The following is a 26,389-nucleotide window of genomic DNA, read 5'->3' as shown; positions in this document are numbered from 1 at the left end:
GCTGTTTATGGTATTCCCCGATTTTTCTGAATTTTCACAGCTAGCTGTACAAGGCAACTTCGTTCCGGTATATCAGGAATGGGTGGCAGACTTAGATACACCAGTATCTGCTTGGTATAAAGTCTGTGCAGGTCAGCCCTATAGCTTTTTGTTGGAATCCATAGAAGGTGGAGAAAAAATCGGGCGCTATAGTTTAGTGGGTTGCGATCCTTTGTGGGTATTGGAAGCAAGAGGCGATCGCACAACTCAAATCAACCGTGATGGTTCTCAGGTGGTTTTTGCTGGCGACCCTTTTACAGCCCTAGCTCAATGTCTAGAACCTTATCACCCAGTAAAATTGCCACAGCTACCGCCAGGAATTGGTGGTTTGTTTGGGTTTTGGGGATATGAATTGATTCGCTGGATTGAACCCCGCGTACCAATTCATCCACCAGATGAGCGAAATATCCCCGATGGTCTGTGGATGCAGGTAGACCACCTGTTGATTTTTGACCAGGTAAAGCGGAAAATTTGGGCGGTGGCCTATGCTGATTTACGCAATGTAGAGACGTTAAATGTAACTTCTTTACACGCAGCATACCAAGGAGCTTGCCATCGCGTTAACCAAATGCTCGAAAAGCTATCTCTCCCACTATCCCCAGAGAAAACGAGATTAGAGTGGAAGCCGCCAGGGAGTAGAGACACACAGGAGCAACACAGCGCACAAGCACAGGAGTATCAAAGTAACTTTACCCGTCCCGATTTTTGTGCCAGCGTCCAAAAGGCAAAAGAACATATCAAAGCTGGTGACATCTTCCAAGTAGTTATTTCCCAGCGATTATCAACAACATACACAGGTGACCCCTTTGCTCTTTACCGTTCTTTACGTCAAATAAATCCTTCGCCTTACATGGCTTATTTTCACTTCCAAGATTGGCAAATCATCGGTTCCAGTCCCGAAGTGATGGTAAAAGCCGAAACCGATCCCAATGGGGGAGGAGCGATCGCAACTCTGCGTCCAATTGCAGGAACGCGCCCACGCGGTAAAACCACCAAAGAAGATACAGCTTTTGCTGAGGATTTATTGCAAGATCCTAAAGAAATTGCCGAACATGTAATGCTTGTTGATTTAGGACGGAACGATTTAGGGCGTGTCTGTCAAAGTGGTAGCGTCAAAGTTGACGAATTGATGGTAATTGAACGCTACTCCCATGTTATGCACATTGTCAGCAATGTTGTAGGTAAATTAGCCATTGATAAAACAGCATGGGATTTACTCAAAGCTTCTTTCCCAGCAGGTACAGTCAGCGGCGCACCAAAGATTAGAGCAATGGAAATTATCCACGAATTAGAGCCGAGTCGGCGCGGTGTTTATTCCGGTGTTTATGGATATTATGATTTTGAAGGACAATTAAATACTGCTATAGCAATTCGCACAATGGTAGTGCATAACAACACAGTAAGCGTCCAAGCCGGCGCAGGTTTAGTAGCTGATTCTGAACCTGAAAAAGAATACGAAGAAACCCTCAATAAAGCTAAAGGTTTATTAGAAGCGATTCGTTGTTTGCGTTAAATTTAGTTATTAGTTATTAGACATCTCCGGCGTTGCTGAATAATGTGATGATTTAGGCTGATGCGGGGATGCAAAGACGCGGGGACACGGAGACGCGGGGACGCGGCGATTATGTCTTGATGAAAATTCTCGAATCATGCCCCAATTATGCAACGCCGACATCTCCAATAATTAATTCTGCGTTGCCCGAAATCCTTAGTAGGGGCTAATGGTTGTTCGCCCCTACAACGTGGTTTATTTACCTGAAAATTGGTGTAAATTTCCAGGTGCGATCGCTTGGAAGAAGTGAAAATATTCCGTATATTTATCTAATTTTGTACGTAAGTACTGATTTTTCGGTATATTCATCACTGGTATCCAGAAAATTTCGGCATAACATCCAAATTAGGAGATTAAACGGAAATTTTCTAAATACTATTTATATGGAACAAAACCCAAAAATTTAAATATAGCAATCCTATTTCAATTGTGAAAAATATTGGTGTTGAGTGTTGACTGTTAACGGTTAACAGTCAACAATCCTAATATGTAATATTTCACAAATTATTTGAGATTGCTATATATTTTTTTTCATCAGCGCCAGCCAAAGGATATTGTCAAGCGCGTTTAGTTTGAAAGTTATTTCCCCACACAAAAGCTTTATCGCTCTTAATCCTTAACTTTTTATTTGCACATGATATATAAGCACCATCAACAAAAGCTGTTGAAATCGATGGCATTGTTTTTAATTGCAATATTTTTGCAATTTTTGTTTTACATCCCAACACCAGTCTTATCTCAAAATACCAATACCTGTAGCAGTATTACAGTTCCTCTGACAGCTGAGGAACAAACTTATGCTCGTGCTGCTTGGCAGTATTTTGTGAAAAATTATCAGCCAGCAACGGGATTTACCAATTCCACTGGGGGTTATCCTTCCGGTACACTCTGGGATATGGGTAATTACCTAATGGCGTTGAATGCTGCACGCTGGTTAAATCTCACTGACCAAGCAGACTTTGATACCCGCCTAAATAAGTTTTTGACGACTCTCAGCAGCCTCAAGTTATTTGAAGACGCTTTGCCCAATAAAGTCTATAACGCAGCCACCGCACAGATAGTTGATTATGGCAACAATCCCATTGAACGGGGTATTGGTTGGTCTGCTTTGGATATTGGTAGAATTCTGGCTGCCTTTGATGTAATTCGCAGCTGTCATCCCCAATACAATGATTGGCTCAAGGGAATTGTCGCTAAATGGCAGGTAGGGCGATCGCTCAAAGACCGACAACTTTTTGGTGCTACTGTTCTTCCAGATAACAAAACATTGCTGGTGCAAGAAGGACGACTCGGCTATGAAGAATACGCCGCTAGAGGTTATCAACTTTGGGGTTTCTCTGCACCACAAGCCATTGCTTTGCAGCCATTTAAGTTAGTGGAAATTAATGGCGTGCAAATTCCCGTTGATACCCGTGATTTTCAAAGCACTAATGCCAATAATTATGTTGTTAGTGAATCTTATATTCTTGATGGTATTGAATTTGGCTTGCAAGGTGAATTGGCTGATTTTGCTGCCAGAGTTTTAGATGTGCAAAAACGGCGTTACGACACCACAGGGCAGTTGACTGCGGTTACAGAAGACAATATTGACCAAGCACCTTATTTTCTCTACAACACCGTTTACGCCAACGGTACAAACTGGGCAACAATTACCGACGCTAATCAGCCTTATCCACAGTTTCGCAGTATCAGTACCAAAGCGGCTTTTGGCTGGCACTATCTTTTTCCAGATAATGCCTATGCTCAAAAACTTTTTGATGCTGTCAAGGATCTCCGCAGTTCTGATGATAGTGGCTACTATGCTGGTATTTATGAAGAATCGAAGCAACCTAATAAAGCTTTGACTGGTAATACTAATGGGCTAATTTTAGAGATTTTATACTACAAAGCCAGGGGAAATCGCCCTTTAATAGCCTTGAGTTCTGTAAGTGTCTCTACTGGTAACTCCAGCGAGAATGTCACAGCAAATTCTACTGTTACAGCTCCTACCCCAACTCCTGCGGACAGTTCTAAAATTACGGAAGTTGCTGTTGCACCTATTCCCCCAGTGGGTAATCCGCAACCATCATCTAGCCTGAAACTACAAAGACCACTGTCAGTGATTGAACGACGCTATGCACAGGCGGCTTGGCGATACTTTCAAGCCAATTATCATAGCAAAAATGGGCTAATTGACGATCGCAGCGATTTCCGAGGTGCAACTCTCTGGGGCTTAGGAGATTATCTCGCAGCCCTTCATGCGGCGCGATCGCTCGATATCATTAACCCCAAAGAATTTGAAGAACGCACCCGACATTTATTAGGAGCCTTGACAAAATTACCGCTATTTGCTAATGAGTTACCGAGTCGCGGTTACGATAGCAGAACCCTGCAATCAATAGATTATGGTGGAAATCCCATTTCAGATGGAAATGGTTGGTCAGCTTTAGATTTGGGCAGAATGCTGGCAGCACTTTACAATTTAAAAATTTGTCATCCAGAATACACGGCTGCGGTGGATAAAATTGTCCTGGATTGGTCATACTTGCGTGTGGTACGGGGAGGTATTCTTTCCAGTGCTACTGTTAGCAAAAATCAAGATGGGCGATGGCTTACCCGCGTCAACCCTGAAACCCGCTTAGGTTATGAAGAATATGCGGCTCGTGCTTTTCAATTATGGGGGTTTAATGTTGAGGGTTCTGCTGTTGGTGGTGAATATCAAACTGCTTCAGTAGAGAAAGTAAAAGTACCAATTCAACGGCATCGCACAGATACTAACTTCAAAAACCAATATACAGTTAGCAATCCTTTCCTATTGTATGCTTTGGAATTTGGACTAGATCCACAAATGCGATCGCTCTTTGAACCTATTTTTCAAGCACAAGCCGAACGTTACCGTCGCACCGGTACTCTCACAGCTTCAGCTACTACGTTAATTGATGCCAAGCCTTACACTGTCCACAGTACAATTACTGGACAAGGCAATTCTTGGGTAGCATTAGGAGATGACGGTCAACCCGTAGCCAAGGGAAGATTGGTAAGTACAGCAGTAGCTTTTGCTTATCATGCTTTGCTACCGGAAAACAGGTATAGTCAAGAATTACTGCAAGCAACCACAGATTTATACAATCCATTGGCTGGATTTTATGAAGGCTTCTATGAAACCACAGGTAAAACAGCAATTGGTTTCACTAGCAGCACCAACAGTATGATTTTGCAATCCTTGTTGTACAAAGTGATGAATGGACAACCTCTAATTCGTCCCACTACCACCATGAAGTCTCCTTGGTGGACAGCAGTCACCGAGGGTAATTCTGGGCGAGGTTTACCCAACACTGCAATACAACAAACCAAGCTAATTTCTGATGGCTCTGGAAGTTACTGGACTTCAACTAGCAAAAATACTTCATTAGTAACTCGTACCAAAGTCACAGAATAAGTTGAAAGGCAACTAAATACTAATTCCAAATTAACAATCCGTAATGGCAAAGCCGTGTGCGTTAATCAGCAATTGTATTTGGGAATACTGGTAGAAGAGTTGATGTAGTCATACCATGTCCGCTTAATCAGTTATCAAAAATTCCCGGCCTCTTGTGTGTCCCCAGTCTCCCATACCTTTTGGGTTGCTACATGTAGTTCTGACGCTATGAATCCAAGAGACGTTGCATTGCAACGTCTCTACAAGGATTTTCTGTTTCTCTAGGAAAAACTACGCAAACAAAATCCAAAATCCAAAATCCAAAATCTTAATAAGATGACTTCAGTTTCTATTATTGATAACTCCACAAACTTTTCTGGTAACAGCCGCTCGTTACTCAAAAAAAGAACGCTGTTATTTCGCTATTTGGCAGAAATCAATTTAATTTTTGGTATCTGGTATTTGCAGTGGCGCATCACTCATTCTATTAATTTTGATGCCCTTTGGATTTCTATCCCGTTGTTAGTAGCAGAAATTTATAGTTATTTCGGTGGGGTAATGTTTGTAATTGGGTTGTGGCGGCCTTTAGTTAGACAAATTAAATCTCTCGACCAAATGACCCCAGCAATACCTAAATCTGATTGGCCGACAGTGGATGTGTTTATAACCTGTTACAATGAGCCGCCGGAAATTGTAGAAGAAACTGCTAAAGCAGCTTTAGCAATGGATTACCCGCCAACCAAGTTACGTGTTTATGTGCTAGATGATGGTAACTCGGCTGACATGCGAGCAATGACGGAAAAATTGTGTATTCAGGATTTGCAGTCATCACAACTACAACAGGAAGCAGAACGAATTCATACAGAACACTGTTGTTTATTGGAACGCTTGAAGCAACTGGAAAATCTCACACCCAACACCGAAGCTGCTGAAAAATGGCTAGAAGCATCTTCACAGCCAGAGATAAATGAGTTTGCTAGCGAATTTGTCAAAAGTCTGCGACAGTTTATTCTTTGGTTACCTCCACAGCATCAAAGTATGAGGGAACGCCTAATTAGCGAACGCAAAACTTTAGAAGAAGCTATTCGCAAAAAAGAACTAGAACTAGTTGAATTGGCTCGTTTTCGTTACATTGCTCGTCCCAAACCAGCTGGTGTACCCCATCACGCAAAAGCGGGTAATCTCAATTACGCAATTTTTTCTGGGGAAACTTCTGGAGAGTTTATTCTGACTCTAGATGCCGATCATATTCCTAAACCACAATTTATTAAACGAGTTCTGCCTTATTTCTACACTTATAATCTTTTCACAGGGAAATATGACCAAAATCAAATTGCTTTTGTCCAAACCCGCCAGGATTTTTATAACATTCCTGAAGGCGATCCTTTTGGACATCGAGCAAATTTATTTTATGGGCCGCTACAACAAGGTAAAGATGGCATGAACGCCGCTTTTTATACAGGCACAAATGCACTTTTGAGAAAGGAAGCACTAATTAGTGTAGGACTGCAATATTTTGCTGATGAATTTGCCAAGGATGAAAAACGTTTAAATGAATTTCAATTAATTGGTGGTGTATCCAGCAACAGTATTACAGAAGACATGAATACAGCAATGCGTCTGCATGGTGCTGGATGGAAATCCATTTATCACAATGAATTGTTAGCGGAAGGTTTAGCACCAGATGACCTCAGTTCTACTCTTAAACAACGGCTACGCTGGGCACAAGGAACTATTCAAGTGCTACTGAGAGAAAATCCATTAACAAAACCAGGGCTAAGTTTTTGGCAGAGATTACATTATTTTAAAACGATGTATAGCTATTTTTCTGGTTTTGCAACTCTGATTTTTATTTCTTGTCCAATTATCTATTTTTTTACAGATATTATTCCAGTTAAAACCTACGGCCCGGACTTTGCTATACACTTTTTTCCAGCTTTTATTATCAACCGTCTGACTTTCCTTGCAGCTACCTGGGGCATTCCCGCTAGAGAAGTTTGGCGTTCTGAACAATATGCCATTGCTTTATTTCCGTTATTAATCCAAGCGGTATGCAGTGTATTCACCGGACAAAAACTTAATTTTCAAGTTACACCTAAACAACGACAATCTGGTATTTATCTAAGACTAGTTTGGCCACAGATTGTTGTTTTTATCTTGACCATTTTGGGAATATTATGGAGCCTTTATCGATTAGCGATCGGCCATTTGAATTATCCTGAAGTTCATCTACTTAATGGTGCATGGGCTATTTATAATTTATTACTTTTGTGGGCTATTATCCGCGCGTCTGTTTGGCAACCTCCAAAAGCAGCATAAGGAAATAAGGGAGACAACATAGTAATTTTTCTCCCTTGTCTTCTCCTCTTCCTATACCTAATGACAAAACAGCTATGAACAATCATTTAGACTGTAACAACTTTGGGCAACGAACTGTGTTAACAATTTATGCTCATGCTGATGATGAAGTTCTCCCTGCTGCCGGTACTCTCAGTTTGATGTCAAAAGCAGGATGGAATGTTCGTTGCTTAATTTTGACTGATGGTAGTCTTTCTAGTTCATCTGTTAAGGGTACACGTCATCAAGAAGCAGATGCCGCTGGTAAAATTATCGGTGCAAATTATGAATTTTATGCACTTGAAGAGTGTAATTTTTCAACACAAGCAGTGATTAAAGTTACTGAAGCAGCTATTGGGAATTGGCATCCAGATTTGATTATTACTCACGCACCACAACCTGAAAAATATGGACATAGAGATCATGAAGTGTGTGCCATTGCAGTTTCTAATGTTGCTACCCGCAAAAACATACCTTTGTGGTATTCAGCACCGCCTGTTTTTTTGCGTGGTTTTGAACCGAATTTTTTTGTGGATATAACTTCTGTTATTGAGGAAAAAATAGCAGCTATTGGTTGTTATGAATCAGAAGCCAAAAAAGCATTTATGCAACTCGATGCTATACTTGTTTTGTCTCGTTTTTGGGCGCGGGAATTAGGTCAAAAAGATGGATATTTTGAAGCTTTTGAAATTTCTCGTCAATGGGTTGATGCTAGCTTTTTTAGTGCCATAGCTAATAGTAATAAATAAATTAAATATTAGTCATTAGTCATTGGTCTAAGCACAAAAGACTAATGAGTAACAACTTATTTCATAAGTTAGATTGCAATTTTGATATATCTTCATAAAAATTCAATTTTAAAATAATGGGAGATTTTAATATTTTATAACCTCTTGTATGACCGCTGCTCTTAGAAGTGAGTTTATAAATCAGGGTTTTATATATAAAGAAAATTATTTTGATAACTATTGCAGTTTATGTTAAATAAATGCCAAAATAATAGCATATTTTCTACGGAGCATCTATCTATGAATAACAATGTAACTGTCCTCGAATTATCGGGAATTTTAGACGGTATTAGAGGTAATGAATTGCGTCGTGAAGTTAGCACTCTTATGGACAAAGGAACAAATATTTTGTTGTTAGATTTAAAAAATGTAAAATTTATTGATAGTTCTGGTTTAGGTGCTTTAGTATCAGCAATGCAAATAGTACGAAAAACCGATGGACAACTATTTATCTGTTCGATCAACGACCAAGTCAAAATGTTATTTCAATTGACTAAAATGGATAGAATATTTCAAACTTTTGCTGACCAAGAAGAATTCAATCGCCAAATAATAACAATGCAAAATGGAGTATATTAATTTGTTTTGGTTTTTAAATTTATTTGCGGTCATTAGCTAGTTTGTCAAGAAGCAACTAATTGCATCTGTAAAGAATATAAAATAAGCTGCTTCTAATTGCAGACAAATTATTTCATAGAATGCAATAGAGCTAATGTATTGATATTTAACTATACTAGCCAAAGTTAACCTTGACTAAAGACAAATCATCATCAAGATTTTCTTTGGCATTAAAGCCAAGAAGATTCATCAATAATTGATTGAGGTTGCAGATATCAGTCTGGCTACATTTTGTTAGTAGTTTAATGAAAGCATCAAGACCTAAAATTTTACCATCTGGCTGATTAATTTCATAAATACCATCACTAAAGATATATAAAATACTGTTTTCTTGAACTTCAAAAACAGCATTTTTAAAATCTACATCAGGTAAAAAGCCAATTGGTAAATCTAAAGAAGTTAGTTGTTGAACTTGGATATTTTCTCTAGAACTACTAGATAGCAGTAATGCCGGTGGATGTCCAGCGTTGGCGTATATGAGTTGGCGTTTGAGCCGATGATAAACTCCATACCAAATTGTGAAGTATTTGTCGCCGTGCTTCCTCATTTGGAAGGCATGATTGAGGGCTTTTAGGACTTCATTAGGTTGACAAAAGTTGGTGTTTGGTAGAGATTGCGATCGCAGCACATTCAGCACCGATACAGACAATAGTGCTGAACCCACTCCATGTCCTGATACATCCAACAAATAAATCGCCAAACGATCCTCATCAATCCAATTATGGCCAAAGCAATCACCCCCTAGCTGTGCTGAAGGAATAAACAGATTTTCTGTAGTTACTGTTCCTACCAAGGGTGAGGGGAGAAGCGATCGCACGTAATCAGCGGCTTGAGCCAATTCTGTTTCTAAAATTTGCTTTTGGGTTCGTAAATCCTGATTGAGTTGTTCCAAAGCTTGTTTTTTACTTTGTAAATCCTGATTCAGCTGATGTAACCTTAATCCTGCTCTGACTCTTGCTTTCAATTCATTCATCTCTATTGGTTTAGAAATAAACTCATCTGCTCCAGCATCGAGTCCTCTGACTCTATCATCTTCTTCTCCTCTAGCTGCTCCTCTAGCAGTCAACAAAATAAAAAACGTAGTCGCCAACTCTGGAGTCGATCTAATTCGCCGACAGACTTCTAGTCCATCTAACTGGGACATCATCCAATCACAAATAATTAGAGCAGGATGCAGCAGTTGTGCTTGTATAATTCCTTCTTCACCATTACTAGCTACGGTAACATCATAACCCTGCTTTTTCAGCGTGCTTTTAAGTACTGCTCGGACTGTAGGATCGTCATCAATAACCAAAATTTTAAACATAAATTATATTTTGATAATTACGATGGCAAATCAATAGTTCATTTAATTTAAGTTATATGAAATTTAATTTTTCATGTATAGTGAAAATACTCAAATTAAATAAAGTAATTAACGAATAAGATAATTTACAAAAGTGAAATTGATTGATAATGAGTAAGAAAATTTATTTAAAAGTGAACACAGATCTGACAGCTTCCCCTGAAGTTTTATCTTGGTTCGAGCAGATAAACCAGCCAAGCTTTCTCGATGGACAAATTTGGTGGCAATGTCAAACACTTTTAATGGAGGGCTTTACTAATATTGTTGAACATGCTCATAAAAATTTACCCATTGAAACTCCAATTGAGATGGAAGCTGTGTGTTTAAATAAGTGTATAGAAATTCGCATTTGGTCTCAGGGTAAATACTTTGATTTAGAGGAACAATTGCAGCAAGCATCAGAATTGGAAAATAACGACCAAGAACGCGGACGTGGTTTAAAAATCATGTCTGCTATTGCCGACAAATTGAGTTATGAGCGAACAATAGACAATCGTTACTGTTTATTTATGATTAAGTATTACTGATAATAACTCAATAGATTTTAAGGTTTATAATTTCCCCATAAACCCTATTTGACTTTTGAAATTTGCTGAATGTTATTTATTAGTCAAACTAAATTTTAGGGCGATGCGGCGAGACTCCATATTTTACAAACTTTTTCAACAATCTCCTTTTTTGTTATTTGAATTATTGACAAATCAGCCAATAAATGCAAATGCTTATCGATTTGATTCTGTGGCCGTTAAAGAACCCAAATTTGAAATAGACGGGGTATTTTTACCACCAGAAAACGCGGGTGCAGGAGTAGTTTATTTTTGTGAAGTGCAGTTTCAAAAAGATGAACAACTGTATGAAAGAGTATTTGCTGAATCATCGTTATATTTTTACCGCAACCGTGCCAGATTTAGTGATTGGCAAGCAGTAATCATTTATCCGTCACGCAGTATTGAACAAACCGATATTCATCCTCATCGAGGATTGCTGAATAGTACTCAAGTACATAGGGTTTATTTAGATGAATTGGGAGACATTCGTCAACTACCTATCTGGGTAGCATTGATGGTGTTAACCACAGTAGAGTCACAAGAAGCACCAGAGGAAGCCAGGTATTTGTTAAGTAGAACCCGTCAATAGGTTCCATCTGGGGCAAGTGACGCCATAATAGATATGATAACGACGATAATGGTTTACAAATTTGAACAATTAAGTCGAGTAGAGGTAGAGTCTATGCTAGGGATAACACTCAAAGAAACCAGAGTTTATCGAGAAATCAAAGAAGAAGGAAGAGAAGAAGGAAGAGAAGAAGCAACAATTAACCTTATTATTCGACAATTGAATAAGCGGTTTGGAGAAGTGCCCGATGAAATGCGTTCCTTTATTTTTGATTTACCATTGCCTGTTCTTGAGGATTTGAGTGAAGCATTGTTAGATTTTACTAGTGTGGCTGATTTACAGGCTTGGCTGTCAGCACGATAATTAAGCTTCTATTTTGCCATTAAAAACTCTTGGATGCGTTCAACAAATTCTTCTAATTCTGAGATTAAGTTATTACTACCTCGACGTTCTTGGTGATGAGCTAGTTGTTCTAATTTTTCTGCTGCTTGATGCATAGTTGTAACTCCCATATTGGCACTAGCACCTTTAATTTGATGGGCTTCGAGTGCAAGTTGCTCAAAATCCAAAGCAGCGATCGCCATTTTAATAACCTCTATCCGCGCTTGCATATCTTCCACAAATATTTGCAGTAATTCTGTTTCAAATTCTGGGTTATTTTCTGAAAGTTGATGCAAGCGTTCCCAATCAATTGGCAGGTCAACTAAACTAAAATTTGTTTGTTTTACTCGAATAATTATACTTCCCCAATGTTCTAGCATTGCTGCCAAATCTTCTTTCATAACTGGTTTGGTTAAATAGTCATCCATGCCTGCATCTAAACACATTTGTTTGTCTTCTTTCATAGCATTAGCTGTCATTGCAATTACCACAGGACGACGACCACTTGCAAACTGACTTTCTTGCCAACGATGAATTTCTTTTGTCGTTTCTAAGCCGTCAAGAATCGGCATTTGGCAATCCATCAAAATTAAATCATAAGGATTTTTTTCTAATACCTCTAACGCTTCTTTTCCATTGTTAGCAATATCGGCGCTGTAGCCCAGGTTTTTCAGTTGTTTCAAAGCAATTTTTTGATTAACTAGATTGTCTTCAGTTAAGAGAATTCTTAATTTGGGACAATCAGGAGTAGAAAAATCACAGTTGTTTTGGTAATTTTCCATTCCTGAACCGTGACTTCTAAATTCTGTCAGCGTACTGGGACGTAGCCCATTGTGAGTTCTGACTTCCGATTCCTCTGGAATCACAGAAGCAGTAATCGTGAAATAAAATGTACTACCTACATCTAGCTGACTTTCAACCCAAATTCTGCCGCCCATTAACTCGCATAGTTGCTTGCAGATGGCAAGACCTAATCCCGTACCACCATACTCTCTAGTAATGGAGGAATTAACTTGACTGAAGGCTTTAAATAAACGTTCGAGGCGATCGCGTGGAATTCCAATACCTGTATCCTTGATACTAAACTGAATTTCGCAAATATTTACAGTGGTAGAATGACTAATCTCGCTGGGATTGCGGGTTATAACTGAAACTTCTATGCTTCCAGTTTTGGTGAATTTAATTGCATTACTGATTAAATTAATCAAGACTTGGCGCAGTCGAGTAATATCTCCCACAATCATAGTAGGAAGTTTAGGATCATCTAAAAATGTGAGTTTTAATCCTTTTTCTTGAGCTTTAGGTGCAAGTAAATTAAGAGCCTGATTAATGCAATTTCTTAAAACAAAAGGTTGTTCTTCTAGTTCCAGATTGCCTGATTGGATTTTGGAAAAATCAAGAAAATCGTTAATAATTTTGAGTAAGGAATTTCCACTTATGTAAATAGTTTTAACAAAATCTTGTTGTTCATCAGTCAACTTACTATCTAACAACAGACTTGCCATCCCAGTTACAGATGTAATCGGAGTCCTAACTTCATGACTAATCATTGCTAAGAATTGCTGTTTAGCGAGTTCTGCCTGTTTTCGTTCGGTCATATCTCGCAAAATGTAAACATAACCTTGGAAATGTTCAATTTCAGTTTGAATGATTGAGTAGGAAAAATCTACAGGAATAGTTTTACCACTTTTGGTATAACAAACTGTTTCTAGCTCTTTTCCTAAATAGTTAACTTCTGTATTTTGAGATATATTAGTAATTTCAATATTGGCAACTTTATTCAGAACTTTAGTGATTGGTTGACCAATGAGTTCTGCTTCGTTGTATTCCAGCAAACCTTGTGCTATTGGATTCAATTTTTTAATATTTCCTGACAGTGTTGTTACCAACAATGCATCTGGCATTGATGTCAAAATTTGGTCAATATATTGTTTAGAAGCTTTTAAATTACGTAACAAAAGATTTGCTTCATTTGCACCTTGAAATAAAGATTGCTCAAGCACCATCCTTTCTGTAACATTCTGCACAAGAATGATTAAAGAACTGCTTGAGTTGTCTTTGTGTATATTTTTAGTAATACAAATATCAATATATAAAGGAGGAGCTTGATCTGGCGATCGCCTAATTCCTTTTAATTCAAAACTATTTTGTTCTCCTTGTTGAATGGCATCAAAAACATCTTCAAGTCCCTGTAATTCTGGAAACAAAATCCGAACATCATCACCTGGTTTTACTTCATCGGCAATATCGGCAAAATCAATTAATCCCACAGATATTTTAATAATCTTTAAGCTATCATCAATTATTAAATATTCGATTCCAGACACAGATAAAACATTTGACGATATCAAGTTCATTTGACTAAATTAAATGAGTAGCTAAAGTTTGAAATATTTCATTAACATTATTGCCAGTTTTAGCTGAAGTTATATAAGTGTCTAATATATTAGCTTCATTACTGAATTGATACATTTTACGGATGCTCTCTAAATATTCTGCCGCTATCATATCTGATTTATTCAGTGCAACAACAATATAACTTTGAGGATTAACAGCTAAAAAAGTCTCAATATGTTCTCGGAGATGATTGAGAGTTTCAGGTTGTGTTACATCACCAACTAGTACAGCACCTTTAGAACCTTGAAAATAATTTTTAGCAACTGCTTTAAACTTGTTACTACCTTCAATATCCCAAATTAAAAGCTGTAACTCTTCCAGATTATGTACGCCTTTTTGAGACATACGAAGCATTTTACGAGAAATTTTTACTCCCACAGTTGAAAGATATTCATCACTAAATTTAGATTCGACAAATTGGCGAATTAGGCTTGTTTTACCAACACCAAAATCACCAAATAAGCAGATTTTTTTAGAAATTGTAGACATTGTTGAATAAAAGTTGGATATCAATCAATTCAAAACTGCTTGTTTATTGGTTCTAGAACAACACACCGACTCAACCATAAGGGATGAGTTGCATCAATTCCTGGTGGGAAATTTGTTCTACCAATAACTTGTAGACGAGATGGTTCAATACCTAATTTAATTAATGTTTGTTGTACAGCTTTGGCTCGTGTAAGTGCTAATTTTTCAGATGTGTTTTTATTACTCCGATCAGAACTATAACCAATAATTTTTAAATGCTGATTTGGATGCTGATTGAGGAAAAACTTTACTTGTTTGACTTTTTGTCCAAAATCAGTTTTCATCAGACTTGCCGAATTGGGTTGAAAGTAAAATCGCACTTCAAGCTGTAAAGGTTCTATTCGCACTGCACTAGAAACAGATTTTACGCCTGGAATTTGCTCAAATGCATGAGTGATAATTCGAGCATCTGCAATCCGGTTAACAGTACCTTCAACAGATACTTTACCAGTAATATATTGACTAGAAATAGCTGTACCTTCTGTTTGATTTAAAACTGCTGTGACTCGTTTAACTTCAGCCGCAGCTAATACGGGATCTGCTGGGACTTCGACTAACAAAATTTGATTGTCAATTAACCAATTAGGAGAGGTTAGTTTAACAATTTCTTCAGCTTTATGGCGAAGAAGTTCATTAGGTAATCGTCCGGTTAATTTTAATTTATTGTGTTCTACCTGCACGGTTAATCGATATACAGCTAATTCAGGAGCGGAAGTTAGAGCTAATAAAGTTTGATTTTCAATAGAACGTATCACTCCACTATGATATTGCCAAAATCCCCAAGGAATGAAAATACTGCTGAGAACTGTTAAACCGAATATTACTATCGGTGAGAAAATATTTTTTTTCTTTCTCTGCTGAATATCTAAATCTTGGATTTCTTGTAAAAGTGTATGGACTTCACTAGAAATTGTATCTAAATCACCGTCAAAATTTTCTAATTCTTCGCCATATTTTTTAATAATTTTACTGAAATTATATCGCATTTTATGAATAAAGTTTTTGCTTGGTTCTCCTTGAATAACAATAGCTAAATAGCAGTATCCTGCGACTTCTAAAATTATTTGGGATGTACCGTATGTGATTGCATCTAATTCGGTGACACTTCCAGATTGATTGATGCAATCATTGGCAAAACTGCGAATTGCAGTCAGCATCCCTGCTACCATTTCAGCTTCAAGCTGCTGTGCATCAGAACGCTGAATATTTGAGATAATTAAACCAGATGCTTTATGAATCAAGAAAATGGCTTGAATTCCAAATGATACAGCTTCTTTAAGGATTAATTCTGCTTCAGAAACTCCCTGTAATTTGGCACGAATTTTACGTTGAATTCCTTCAACGCTGAGGGTTTCTTCAACTTGTCGGTTAATGGCCCGGATTGTCTCTGCCATATATTTGGCGATGGTACTACCAATAATTGGGTAGAGTGCATCGACAACAATATTTTGTTCAATTTCAATTTGCTTTTTAATTGCTCGTCCCATGGCCGGAGCGATCGCATCGGAAACTTCCTGTGGTGCAACAATAATTTGTTGGGAAATTGCCAGAGGAACAGCAGGTGCGATCGCCTCGCTCATACTAATTCTGTCTTGTTCAGTACGACTACGAATAGTGCGATCGATAATAGGAGCGATTATCTCTATAATTTCCTCTTTTGACTCGGCAATTTTTAGCTTTAAAAGCTCAGAAATCGATGGTAGTAAAAGATTTATTAACTCTTGAGGTTCATAAATTTGATACTCTATTTTTTTTAATTTTTCTTGTAGTTGATTTATGAAATTATCTACTTCTGCTAATTGGTGACCAACCAATATTTGCTGTAATTTTTGGAATGCATCTTCTGAGTGAACTGCAACTTCCTCAAAAGGTAGAAATATTTCCAAAGATTTTTCTACATCTTCTTCAAGCAGTGGGGATGAACTCGGTATATTGCTAAGAGAATTCAACCTAGACTCTAAATAAGCTTCACATACTTCTAATGGAACTGAAGGAAGTTGTAATAATTGAATTTCTTCTACCAAAATTTCATCATTATTATTTTCTAATGGTAGTGAATAACAAGATGACTCAGGTGATTCGATAATTTTGAGTTCGATTAGTAAATGTATTAAGTTGTCAATCTGTAGAACTTCTTCCTCTTTTAAATCAACAGATTGATAAATCGAATTTTCCACCTGAGTCATATCAGTAAATCTCATCTTCAAAAGTGTTGAGTTAGGAATTAGGAGTTAGGAGTTAGAAGTTAGGAGTTTGGAGTTAGGAGTTTGGAGGTAGGAGTTTGGAGTTAGGAGTTAGGAGTTTGGAGGTAGGAGTTAGAAGTTAGGAGTTTGGAGTTTGGAGGTAGGAGGTAGGAGTTTGGAGTTAAGACTCCCCATCTCCTCCATTTCCCCCATCCTCCTCATCTCCTGCTGCAATTAAGAGTGTAATTCTGCCGTACTGTTAGACTGAGTTAACACTTTTGACAACTTTGTAGTTTCTAGAAGTGGTACAGCACTATAATCGTTGTTGCGTTCATCGGCTGCTTCTCGTAGTTGAGGGATGAATTCAGTTTCTTTGAGGCGCATTCCCAAGGCAAACAAAGTTTCAGCCATATCGTCTTTAGAAACTTTGGCGTTTGTCAACTGTGAAAAGCGACGATCTATTTCTTCTAGAATGAGATCCCGTAGTGCGGTAACATCATCTTGTAATTGAACTTTAGTTTGAAAGATTTCATCTCGAATTGATGTGGTTTGACTATCTAAGGTTTCATCAAGGGACTGAACACTGGTAGAGAACTTTTTATTGAGTCGATCGACTTGTTGGCGTAAATCAAGAGTTTCTTCTTGAGTTGTGATGTTGACTGACTTCAGCTTTTTATCTAACGCTTCAAAGCCTGCTTTTAATTCCGCCGAAAAATTGGACTTGAGTTGCTCAAGATGCGATCGCGTTTGTTGTTGCAACAAAGAAATATCTGACTCTAGCTTACTAAATCTATTTTCGTAGTCTCTTAGCTGTGTGCCAAAAATAATATCGCGGATCTGATCGATATTGCCCAGCCGTTCCCGTACATCGTCTCTACTCATCTGATTCATCAGAAAAACCTCAGAACCTAATTTTAGGATATTAAATTTATTATTCCCATTAGTCATTAGTCATTAGTCATTTAGTCATTAGACTTCTTCCATAAGTCGGGGAAAGGGGGAAAGGTTTGGTATTTTCCCTTTCCCCAATAAAGATGTATTCCTTTGACCACAAGAGTCCAAAAAGCACTTTTACAAAAGGTCTATTGGTCATTTGCTAATACCCCATGCCCTATGCCCCATAATTAATTACTAAAAACTCTTGGATGCGTTTAACAAATTCTTCTAACTCTGAGATTAAGTTATTACTACCTCGACGTTCTTGCTTATGAGCTAGTTGTTCTAGTTTTTCTGCTGCATGATGCATACTTGTAACTCCCATATTGGCACTAGCACCTTTAATTTGATGGGCTTGGAGTGCAAGTTGCTCAAAATCTAAAGCAGCGATCGCTATTTTAATAACCTCTATCCGAGCTTGCATATCTTCCACAAATATTTGGAGTAATTCTGTTTCAAATTCTGGGTTATTTTCTGAAAGTTGATGCAAGCGTTCCCAATCAATTGGTAGCTCAATTAAACCAACATCTGTAGTTGAAATTGTCTCTTGGCGAACAACGGTTGGTTTTGGCAATATCAGCATTGTCCAACGGTCTAATGCCGCTGCTAACTTTTCCTTCATTACTGGCTTGCTTAAATAATCATCCATGCCTGCGTCTATACACATTTGTTGGTCTTCTTTCATGGCATTAGCTGTCATCGCAATCACTATAGGACGACGACCGCTTGCAAAGTTGTTTTCTTGCCAACGATGAATTTCTTTTGTAGTTTCTAAACCATCAAGAACTGGCATTTGGCAGTCCATCAAAATCAAATCATAGGGAATTTTTTCTAATAATTGCAAAACTTCTTGACCATTACCAGCAACATCAGCGCTGTAGCCAAGACTTTGGAGTTGTTTTAAGGCTACTTTCTGATTCACTAAATTATCTTCTGCAAGGAGAATTCTTAATTTTGGAAACTTAGAAATTGAGAAAGGGGATGTAGGGATTGAGGGATGCTCTGGGGTGGGGAATGTAGTAGATAGATTTTTTGTCTGCTGTTGTTTTGTTTCTAAAACATTGACCATCGCATCAAAAAGTCGAGACGGCTTAATAGGTTTAACCAAATAAGCGGCAAATCCGATTTTTAGCGCTCGTTGAATTTCATCGCGTTGATTAGTAGAGGTGAGCATAATCAAAGGTAAATGTGCGAAGGCCGGATCTGCTTTAATTCGCTCTCCCAGAGCCATGCCATCGATTTCTGGCATCTGCATATCAATCACAACAATGTCATACAAACTTTTGTGCTTAGCAGCTTGTTCAATAGCTTTCAGGGCAATATTAGCTGAAGCCGCTCTATCTACTACCATTCCCCAACGAGTGGCTTGATATTGGATGATTTTGCGATTTGTCGCATTATCATCGACTACTAACAACCGCCGATTAGTTAGAAGTGTGTGACTCTCTATTGAACAGCTGGGATGAAGTTGCTTCGGGAAAGTTATTTCAAACCAAAACTTAGATCCTTTGCCTACCGAACTTTCTACGCCAATTTGTCCTCCCATCAAAGTCACTAGTTGTTTGCAGATGGCTAATCCCAAACCTGTGCCGCCATACTTGCGGGTGGTGGAAGCATCCACTTGGGTAAATGGGGTAAAGAGTTTGCATTGGTCTTCAGAGTTAATTCCAAGACCGGTGTCTGTAATGGCAAAATTAATGGTGGCTGTATTCAAGGAAAGCGATCGCAATTCTACTTTGACTATCACCTCTCCACTGCTGGTAAATTTGATGGCGTTGCTGATTAAATTCATCAAAATTTGCCGCAAACGACCAGCATCACCTTGCAGATGAGTGGGAACGTTGGGATAAATTAAAGCTGCAATTTCTAATCCCTTTTTATGGGCTGGGGGAGCCAATAATTCCAACACCTCTTCCACACAGGTAGACAAGTCAAAATCTAAAGTTTCTAAAACCATCTCCCCAGCTTCAAGTTTGGACAAATCCAAAATTTCGTTAATGAGACTCAACAAAGCATTTCCACTAATGCGTATTGTTTCCATAAAATCCCGTTGCTCTGGGTTGAGGGGAGTTTCTAACATTAAACCCGTCATCCCCAACACAGCATTCATAGGAGTACGGATTTCGTGGCTCATGTTGGCTAAAAAAGCACTTTTGGTTTTAGAAGCTAATTCTGCTTCGTGTCGCGCAACTTCAAGTTCTCGTCTTTGTTGAGTTTCTGCATCTAACATTTGAGCTTGGGCTAAGGCAATACCTACTTGGTCAGCTATTTGCCGTAAAAGATGAGTGTCAAAACTAGACCATTGACGAGAACTACCACACTGATGAACAATCAGCAAACCGCAAAGTTCTTCTTTGACAAGAATCGGTACAACTAAATGAGATTTGACTCCAAATTGTTGGAGCAATTCTATATGATTTTTTTGGACTTCACCCAAATCCAAATCTGCCAGCCCCAAACTCGGTTTTTGACGATATTGTTGTAGATAATACTGTTGTAAATATTCTCCTCGAAAGTAAGTATCGGTGAGCTTTTTCTCTTTGATTGTCAGCCAGCCAGAAACTACAGCTTCCACGATGGTACTTGTAGATCCATCAGGCAAAGGCTGATAAATTAAGACTCGATCGCTATGGATAATTTTTTGTACCTCTGTAACAGCGATTTGGAGAATTTCTTTAATTTGCAAAGACTGGCGAATCTTCAGGGTGATTTCAGTGAATAATTGCGATCGCAAGTTTTGACGTTGCAGTTCTTCTTCTGCTTGTTTGCGCTCAATAAATTGTCCGACTTGCTCGCCAATGGAATTCATGACTTTTACCAAGTTGGAATCAGGCTGCTGGATTTCATGGCTAAAGCAAGTAATCACGCCAAGGATTTTTTTACTGTCACGAATTGGAAAACCAAAAGCTCCATGTAACCCGACTTTGGCAGCGATTTTCAACCGCACAAAATTCCGATCTTCAGCAACATCAGTAATCCAAACAGGTTTAGCACTAGCCCAAACACGACCAGGCAAGCCAATTCCTAAAGCAAAGGTAATCTGCCGACTGAAGATTTCAAATTCCTGCATCTCTAATGAGGTTTTATACCAATTGTCGAAAAAAGCCAGTACATTAGCTTGCCTATCGACCATCCAAATTTCACTTACAGCTACTTCTAAACTTTCGCAGATTCCTTGTAATATTTGGTGCATAGCTTCGTTGATGGTGTTAGACTCTGCTAGGACGCGGGTTGTAGCATACTGGGCTTTGAGATGCTGTTCTGCCCGTTTGCGTAAGCGAAGCTCGTCGTAAACATCGCTAATATCAATACCCGTGGCAACAATGTATTCAACGCGACCCTCATAGTCTTGCAAAATAGTGTTAGTCCATGTAATTAACCGCCGACTACCATCTTTGACAATCCAATAACTTTCGTACTGTTTTGAACCTTCACCAGTCCGCAGTTGTTCAAAAATTGCCTTCACCGGCTCTACTTGTTCTGGTAGTAGAAACAGGTTCCAGAAATACCTACCTCTGACTTCATCAAAGGAATAACCAGTTGTTTGCTCGCAAGCTTGATTAAAGCGAACAATTTGCCCTTGTGCATCGAGAACTATCACCAAAGCACTGGCTGTATCAAGAACTGCTGAGATAAAGTTGCGTTCTTTGTTTAGTGTCTCTTCGGTGAATTTACGCTCCTTTACCTCACGATAAATGAAATAGTAGACTATAGCCAGAATCAGAAAACTTAAGCAAATAGCAATGGTCTGCGTCAAAATTGTATTGCTGACACTGGTTTGAGTTAATTTTAAGTGTTGCTGAAGCTGTTTTTGCGCCTTGTTTTCCATTTCACGAATGATATTGCGAATATCATTCATCAATTTATTTCCCCGATCTGTTTTAATTACCTCCAATGCAGCATCCAATCCTCGATCTTGGCGCAAATCTATAGTTTTTTTGAGTTCGTTGAGTTTTGCTACTATCAGAGGTTGAAGTGTGTCTAGTTGACTCAGTTGTCGAGGATCGTTTGCTGCTAATTTTCTGAGCTGCTGAATTTCTGGAGTAACTTTAACGAGTGCGGTTTGATATGGTTCCAAATACGCTTCATTTCCAGTGAGTATATATCCCCGTTGTCCCGTTTCAGCATCCTTGATATTAGATAACAGTTCTTCCAAAACGTTAATTGTCATTTGAGTGTTGAACAAATTTTTACTCGTATTCATCAACACTTCTGTACTTTGATATGAAAGGCTGCCAATCAAAACTAAAATAGCCAATGCTAAGGCAAATCCTTGGGCAATCTTTGTTAAAAATTGTTTGCGTATCTTCTGTGCTTGTTTGCGTTTATCGCTGGCCAAAACCAAACTTGCTAAAGTGCGCCGCATTTCTAATTGCTTGATTACCTGACGCCCTAGCATTCGTAATGCTTCAATTTGTTCTGGAGACAAATTTCTCGGTACATGGTCAATGACACAAAGTGTTCCCAAAGCATATCCTTCGGGATTTGTCAATGGAATGCCAGCATAAAACCGCACATGAGGTTCCGAGGTAACTACTGGGTTGCTAACGAACCTTTCGTCTTTTGTAGCATCAGGGACAACAAAAACCTCAGATTGCAGAATCGCATGGGCGCAGAACGCGATATCTCTGGGTGTTTCTAGAGCATCCAAACCAACTTTTGACTTGAACCACTGGCGATCGCGTTCGATTAAACTGATTAAAGCAATGGGAGTTCCACAAATAAATGAAGCCAGACGAGTCAGGTCGTCAAAAGCAGGTTCCGCAGGAGTATCAAGGATTTTATACTGTAAAAGAGACTCAAGTCGCTGTGTTTCGTTGTCAGGTAATGGTGCTTTCATCATTGAGGAGTCAGAACTCAGGAGTCAGAATTCAGGAGTTGGGAGTTGGGAGTTGGGAGTTAGGAGTTAGGAGTTGGGAGTTAGGAGTTGGGAGTTGGGAGTTGGGAGTTGGGAGTTGGGAGTTAGGAGTTGGGAGTTGGGAGTTAGGAGTTGGGAGTTAGGAGTTAGGAGTTAGGAGTTAGGGGTTAGGAGTTAGGAGTTAGGAGTTTAAAGACTTTGACACTAAAGCTTTATGATTTGAATAAAATTAAAAAACCAAAAATCCATAGCACGCTTGATTTTATATTCATTCTGAATTCTGAATTCTGACTTCTGAATTCTGACTTCTGAATTCTGAATTCTGAATTCTGAATTAAAATTTGACACGCAATTGTCCTGTTAAAGAGTTACCGTTGTAAGCACTTTCTCCTGTATCTTGATTGCGGACATTACTGAAGCTATAGCCCAAGTCTGCTTCAATATTGGGTGATAGCTTCACCGTACAGCGTGTTTGATAAGTATTAGCATTATCAAATTCTCCTTTAAGTCGCTGTCGTCCGAAATTAGCAGCTAGGCGACAGCGTAAGAATTTAGTAACATCACCTTCCCAAGCTACTTCGGCGTTGTAAACTAGGAAATCTGGAGGTGAAAAATAGCCGCTACTGCGTTCTAAATCGTTATCGTAACTCCAAGTAAATAAGTTAGCTGCTAAAGAAAATTGTCCCAATTTTCGCTCTAGTCTACTAAAAGTTTGTACCTCAGAATTACCATCGTTGTAGTTACCCAAACGTAAAGAAGAAAACAAGCTGGTATTGTGGTCAATTTGCCAGAATAAATCAGGCCCAAATCGCCAAGCAGTAATTTCATTTTGTAAAGTCCGGGCATTAGATTTATAAGGGCCTTGTTCTAAATTACCTGATAATACTAATAGCGATCGCAATTGCCCTGTTGGCGAAACTCGCGCTGGTAAAATCGGAACTTCCACTTTTGCATTGAGATTCATCGCTGCGGGTAAACGGTCGAATACATCAACTCCTGCGGCTGTTTGTAGCGTTACTCGTCCAATTTTTCCTTGCCATCCAACTTGCAAGGGAAAATTGCTCACTGATTCTACACCGCGTTGATCGAAGAAATCAAAACCTGTCTTCAAAAAGATTTTATTGCCATTTCTTAATCGAAACTGGAGTGTTGGTTCGATGAATAAATTTGTTTGCCCAAAGTTATCTGTGTCGTAGCGATAGTCTGTATCAATACTTTCTAAAACTGCATTTGGTGTTGTTGGTTCAGTGGCAGGTGTTGGAGGGCTAGAATTCTCTGGTGGCTTCGGTCGTGGTGGCGGTACTCGCAAATCAGGATTGAAGTTTTCGGGTGCAGCAATCAAAAATCTATGAGGGAAAGGTTTTGCAAGTTCTAAGTAATACTGATTTGTATTTAATGGGGAAGATGAGGGAGATTTAGTGTTTTCATGGAGTTGGGCTGCTTGTAACTTAATTTCACACAATGCACAAATACCCACGCTGAATATGACTCCCAATTGAATCTGTAGGTAACCCAAAATATACTTAGTAAAACTATATCGATGGATAAAGAGATAACGTCTAAAACTATCTGCCATCAGCCGATACTGTAGTTATATCAATGAAAAACTAGCTGCCAAAAATATTTTCTGGCTGCTAGCTTGTTTATTCTGCTTGGATTATGATGCCCACAATATATGCTGATTACAGCGATTTTCACATGATAGGTTTACGGATATTTTGCAAAAATAAATGGGCAAGAGGCAATAGGGAACTATCATAAAATATAAAATTGGTCAGTTTTTGGTTTGAAACATTCTGCAATTCTACGTTTGGAATATTTCAATCCAAAATCCCAAATCTAAAATCTCAAATTATATCAAATCTGCTCCCCACGACGGTGATTAGCGGCTTGCAGTAACAAAGATTCGGCAAAAGCGATGGCATCACTCGCTGATTTGCCACCAGCTAATTGTGCTAGTTCTTCCCGGCGAGTAGTTAAATTATCTAAGGCAGTAACTCGCACAACAGTACGTTGTTCCCCGCTACCATTGTTAGCTTTTTTACCTTTATCTTGATTAATAGTTTGCTTATCTACCCGGAAATGGCGGTCTGCCATTGCTGCAACTAAGGGCTGGTGAGTAACACATAATACTTGGTTGCGTTGGCTGAGTTGGTGTAATTTTTCAGCGATCGCTTGGGCGACTCTTCCAGAAACCCCCACATCAATTTCATCAAATACCATTGTCCCGGCGGCATCAACTTGAGAAAAACAAGCTTTCAAAGCCAATAAAAAGCGGCTCATTTCCCCACCAGAGGCAATTTCTGTTAATGGTTGCAGTGGTTCTCCAGGGTTGGGGCTAAACATAAAGGTAATTTTATCTGCTCCCATTGCAGTTGGGAAAGTCGGCAAAATTTCAACTTGAAATTTCACCTTTTCCATTGCTAAAGGCTTGAGTTCGGATATCAAACGCGATTCTAAATTAGCTGCGGCCTTGCTACGCAGTTGAGTTAATCGATGGCTGGTTTCGGTGAGTTTTTCCAAACACGCCTTTTCTTGTTGTTCTAAACTTTCAATCGATTGTTCGCTGTCGTTAAGTAGGGCTAATTCTGCTTGGATACGCTGATAATAGGCGATGGCTTCTATTAACGTCGGCCCATACTTGCGACAAATTTGCTTTAATTCCCGAACCCGTTCTTCCACTTCTTCCAATCGCTGGGGATCGGCTTCTAAACTATCGCCATAAGCATTAATCTGCCTTCCCACTTCCATCACCGCAGCTTGGGCATCCCTGACTAATTCCAACAAAGGTTGCAGCTGGGTATCGTATTCCACCATGTCATTTAATGTGGCTTCGCTGTCTCCCAATAAATCTGCGGCGGCGGGAGTTTCAGCGTCGTTTTGATACAAAGCCTGATAAATTTTGTAGCTCATTTGTTGCAAATCAACAACATGATTCAGGCGTTCCCGTTCTTGTGCTAGCTGTTCCAATTCATTGGCTTCGCTAAGATTTGCTGCTCCCAATTCTTGCACTTGATAGGTAAGCAAATCGAGTTGTTGCAAACGTTCCCGTTCTGATGTCCGGCGTTTTTCCAGTGCTAAATGGGCCTGTTGGTAAGCATTAAAGCTATTGGCGACCTTTTGGCGTTGCTGTATCAGAGAGTCACCGCCATACAAATCCAACCAGTCCCGGACTTGGGCGGATTGTCCTACTTGCACCGTTTGACCTTGGGCTGTGATTTCCACCAAGCGATCGCGCAATCCTACCATCACCTGGCGATTTACCAACACGCCATTCACCCGCGATCGGCTGCGGACATTACTAGCCGTGGCGGAGATTTCTCGGCTAATAACTACACAATTTTCATCGAGTAAATCGATTTCCTGTTCCGTCAACCAAGCAGCTAAGGGGGGGTTGGAAGTGAAAGTAGCTTCCACCACTGCCCGACTCGTCCCTGTGCGAATCACTCGACTAGAGACTTTACCGCCCAAAGCAGCATCAATGGCATCTAAAATAATCGACTTTCCAGCGCCGGTTTCACCTGTTAATACATTAAGTCCCGCGCCAAATTCTAATTCTAGTTGGTCAATCAGGGCAAAATTTTCAATTCGCAAGCAAAGCAACATCTAGCCAAAGTCTCCTTCCATTGTGCTGAGTGCCCAGTCGTGAGTCAGAAGAAAATTTCGGAGTTAGTTAGTAAGGGCGCATGTCTTTACTTCAAGACTTGGCACTTTTAACTCAGCACCGAGAAAGGCAGCAATACCTACTACTATTAAATTAATACGCCCATATTAGTGTAGCAAAGCAATGAACAGTGGGGAATGGGGCATAGGGCATAGGGCATGGGGAGATGAGGACATGGCTTCGCCTTGGGGAAAGGTAAAAGGGAAAAGAGAAAAGCAGGGATCTTTCCTTTCCCCCTTCCCCTTTACCC

General features: G+C 39.2%; 14 protein-coding genes and 1 pseudogene. 7 read left to right on the top strand and 8 right to left on the bottom strand.

Going from position 1 to position 26,389, the window contains the following annotated elements; genetic code table 11:
- Window positions 1-7 precede the first annotated feature (7 nt).
- The 5 genes from trpE (at window position 8) to GNE10_RS10215 (ending at window position 8,692) form a co-directional block, all read left to right on the top strand.
- Complete coding sequence (gene trpE / locus GNE10_RS10235) at window positions 8-1,552, top strand: anthranilate synthase component I (RefSeq protein WP_185565084.1); 1,545 nt, start codon at window positions 8-10, stop codon at window positions 1,550-1,552.
- A 673-nt stretch (window positions 1,553-2,225) separates the two neighbouring features.
- Window positions 2,226-5,009 (top strand): DUF3131 domain-containing protein, encoded by a 2,784-nt coding sequence (locus tag GNE10_RS10230; RefSeq protein WP_185565082.1) that lies wholly within the window; start codon window positions 2,226-2,228, stop codon window positions 5,007-5,009.
- Between the two features lie 315 nt (window positions 5,010-5,324).
- A complete protein-coding gene (locus GNE10_RS10225; RefSeq protein ID WP_185565081.1) occupies window positions 5,325-7,307 on the top strand; it encodes a glycosyltransferase in 1,983 nt (660 codons plus the stop codon).
- 74 nt (window positions 7,308-7,381) lie between these two features.
- Window positions 7,382-8,074 carry a PIG-L deacetylase family protein gene (locus GNE10_RS10220; protein WP_185565080.1) on the top strand — a complete coding sequence of 231 codons (693 nt, stop codon included), beginning with the start codon at window positions 7,382-7,384 and terminating at the stop codon, window positions 8,072-8,074.
- A 279-nt stretch (window positions 8,075-8,353) separates the two neighbouring features.
- The gene (locus GNE10_RS10215; RefSeq protein WP_185565079.1) at window positions 8,354-8,692 is read left to right on the top strand and encodes an STAS domain-containing protein; all 339 of its coding nucleotides are present in this window, start codon (window positions 8,354-8,356) and stop codon (window positions 8,690-8,692) included.
- A gap of 154 nt (window positions 8,693-8,846) precedes the next feature.
- On the opposite strand, the gene GNE10_RS10210 is transcribed toward GNE10_RS10215, so the two are convergent.
- Complete coding sequence (locus GNE10_RS10210) at window positions 8,847-10,037, bottom strand: PP2C family protein-serine/threonine phosphatase (protein WP_185565078.1); 1,191 nt, start codon at window positions 10,035-10,037, stop codon at window positions 8,847-8,849.
- A gap of 149 nt (window positions 10,038-10,186) precedes the next feature.
- Here GNE10_RS10210 and GNE10_RS10205 point away from each other — a divergent pair, with 149 nt between their 5' ends.
- Together GNE10_RS10205 and GNE10_RS10200 are read left to right on the top strand one after the other, a co-directional pair.
- The gene (locus tag GNE10_RS10205) at window positions 10,187-10,603 is read left to right on the top strand and encodes an anti-sigma regulatory factor (RefSeq protein WP_185565077.1); all 417 of its coding nucleotides are present in this window, start codon (window positions 10,187-10,189) and stop codon (window positions 10,601-10,603) included.
- A 103-nt stretch (window positions 10,604-10,706) separates the two neighbouring features.
- A pseudogene (locus tag GNE10_RS10200) lies at window positions 10,707-11,555 on the top strand (Rpn family recombination-promoting nuclease/putative transposase).
- 8 nt (window positions 11,556-11,563) lie between these two features.
- Here the strand turns inward: GNE10_RS10200 and GNE10_RS10195 are convergent.
- The 7 genes from GNE10_RS10195 to recN form a co-directional block, all read right to left on the bottom strand.
- A complete protein-coding gene (locus tag GNE10_RS10195; protein WP_185565076.1) occupies window positions 11,564-13,930 on the bottom strand; it encodes an ATP-binding protein in 2,367 nt (788 codons plus the stop codon).
- Window positions 13,931-13,934: 4 nt separating this feature from the next.
- Window positions 13,935-14,459 (bottom strand): Rab family GTPase, encoded by a 525-nt coding sequence (locus GNE10_RS10190; protein ID WP_185565075.1) that lies wholly within the window; start codon window positions 14,457-14,459, stop codon window positions 13,935-13,937.
- Window positions 14,460-14,488: 29 nt separating this feature from the next.
- Window positions 14,489-16,684 (bottom strand): OmpA family protein, encoded by a 2,196-nt coding sequence (locus GNE10_RS10185; RefSeq protein ID WP_185565074.1) that lies wholly within the window; start codon window positions 16,682-16,684, stop codon window positions 14,489-14,491.
- A 231-nt stretch (window positions 16,685-16,915) separates the two neighbouring features.
- Window positions 16,916-17,572 carry a hypothetical protein gene (locus tag GNE10_RS10180; RefSeq protein ID WP_185565073.1) on the bottom strand — a complete coding sequence of 219 codons (657 nt, stop codon included), beginning with the start codon at window positions 17,570-17,572 and terminating at the stop codon, window positions 16,916-16,918.
- 220 nt (window positions 17,573-17,792) lie between these two features.
- Window positions 17,793-22,457, bottom strand: coding sequence for a response regulator (locus tag GNE10_RS10175; RefSeq protein WP_185565083.1), 4,665 nt, complete (start codon window positions 22,455-22,457; stop codon window positions 17,793-17,795).
- Window positions 22,458-22,809: 352 nt separating this feature from the next.
- Window positions 22,810-24,051 carry a hypothetical protein gene (locus GNE10_RS10170; protein WP_185565072.1) on the bottom strand — a complete coding sequence of 414 codons (1,242 nt, stop codon included), beginning with the start codon at window positions 24,049-24,051 and terminating at the stop codon, window positions 22,810-22,812.
- Window positions 24,052-24,332: 281 nt separating this feature from the next.
- On the bottom strand, window positions 24,333-26,081 hold the full coding sequence (gene recN, locus GNE10_RS10165) for a DNA repair protein RecN (protein ID WP_185565071.1): 1,749 nt from the start codon (window positions 26,079-26,081) through the stop codon (window positions 24,333-24,335).
- Window positions 26,082-26,389: the final 308 nt, after the last annotated feature.

Origin of the sequence: Nostoc sp. 2RC (genome assembly GCF_014222165.1) — a bacterium.
GTDB lineage: Bacteria > Cyanobacteriota > Cyanobacteriia > Cyanobacteriales > Nostocaceae > Nostoc > Nostoc linckia.
Note: the sequence above shows the minus strand (reverse complement) of the source record. Positions and strands in the feature narration are given on the sequence as shown.

Coding starts and splice junctions, on each gene's coding strand:
- recN (WP_185565071.1), bottom strand. CDS start 26,081: ATGTTGCTTTGCTTGCGAATTGAAAATTTTGCCCTGATTGACCAACTA.
- GNE10_RS10205 (WP_185565077.1), top strand. CDS start 10,187: ATGAGTAAGAAAATTTATTTAAAAGTGAACACAGATCTGACAGCTTCC.
- GNE10_RS10185 (WP_185565074.1), bottom strand. CDS start 16,684: ATGACTCAGGTGGAAAATTCGATTTATCAATCTGTTGATTTAAAAGAG.
- GNE10_RS10230 (WP_185565082.1), top strand. CDS start 2,226: ATGATATATAAGCACCATCAACAAAAGCTGTTGAAATCGATGGCATTG.
- GNE10_RS10195 (WP_185565076.1), bottom strand. CDS start 13,930: ATGAACTTGATATCGTCAAATGTTTTATCTGTGTCTGGAATCGAATAT.
- GNE10_RS10210 (WP_185565078.1), bottom strand. CDS start 10,037: ATGTTTAAAATTTTGGTTATTGATGACGATCCTACAGTCCGAGCAGTA.
- GNE10_RS10175 (WP_185565083.1), bottom strand. CDS start 22,457: ATGAAAGCACCATTACCTGACAACGAAACACAGCGACTTGAGTCTCTT.
- GNE10_RS10170 (WP_185565072.1), bottom strand. CDS start 24,051: ATGGCAGATAGTTTTAGACGTTATCTCTTTATCCATCGATATAGTTTT.
- GNE10_RS10190 (WP_185565075.1), bottom strand. CDS start 14,459: ATGTCTACAATTTCTAAAAAAATCTGCTTATTTGGTGATTTTGGTGTT.
- GNE10_RS10220 (WP_185565080.1), top strand. CDS start 7,382: ATGAACAATCATTTAGACTGTAACAACTTTGGGCAACGAACTGTGTTA.
- GNE10_RS10215 (WP_185565079.1), top strand. CDS start 8,354: ATGAATAACAATGTAACTGTCCTCGAATTATCGGGAATTTTAGACGGT.
- GNE10_RS10180 (WP_185565073.1), bottom strand. CDS start 17,572: ATGAATCAGATGAGTAGAGACGATGTACGGGAACGGCTGGGCAATATC.
- trpE (WP_185565084.1), top strand. CDS start 8: ATGGTATTCCCCGATTTTTCTGAATTTTCACAGCTAGCTGTACAAGGC.
- GNE10_RS10225 (WP_185565081.1), top strand. CDS start 5,325: ATGACTTCAGTTTCTATTATTGATAACTCCACAAACTTTTCTGGTAAC.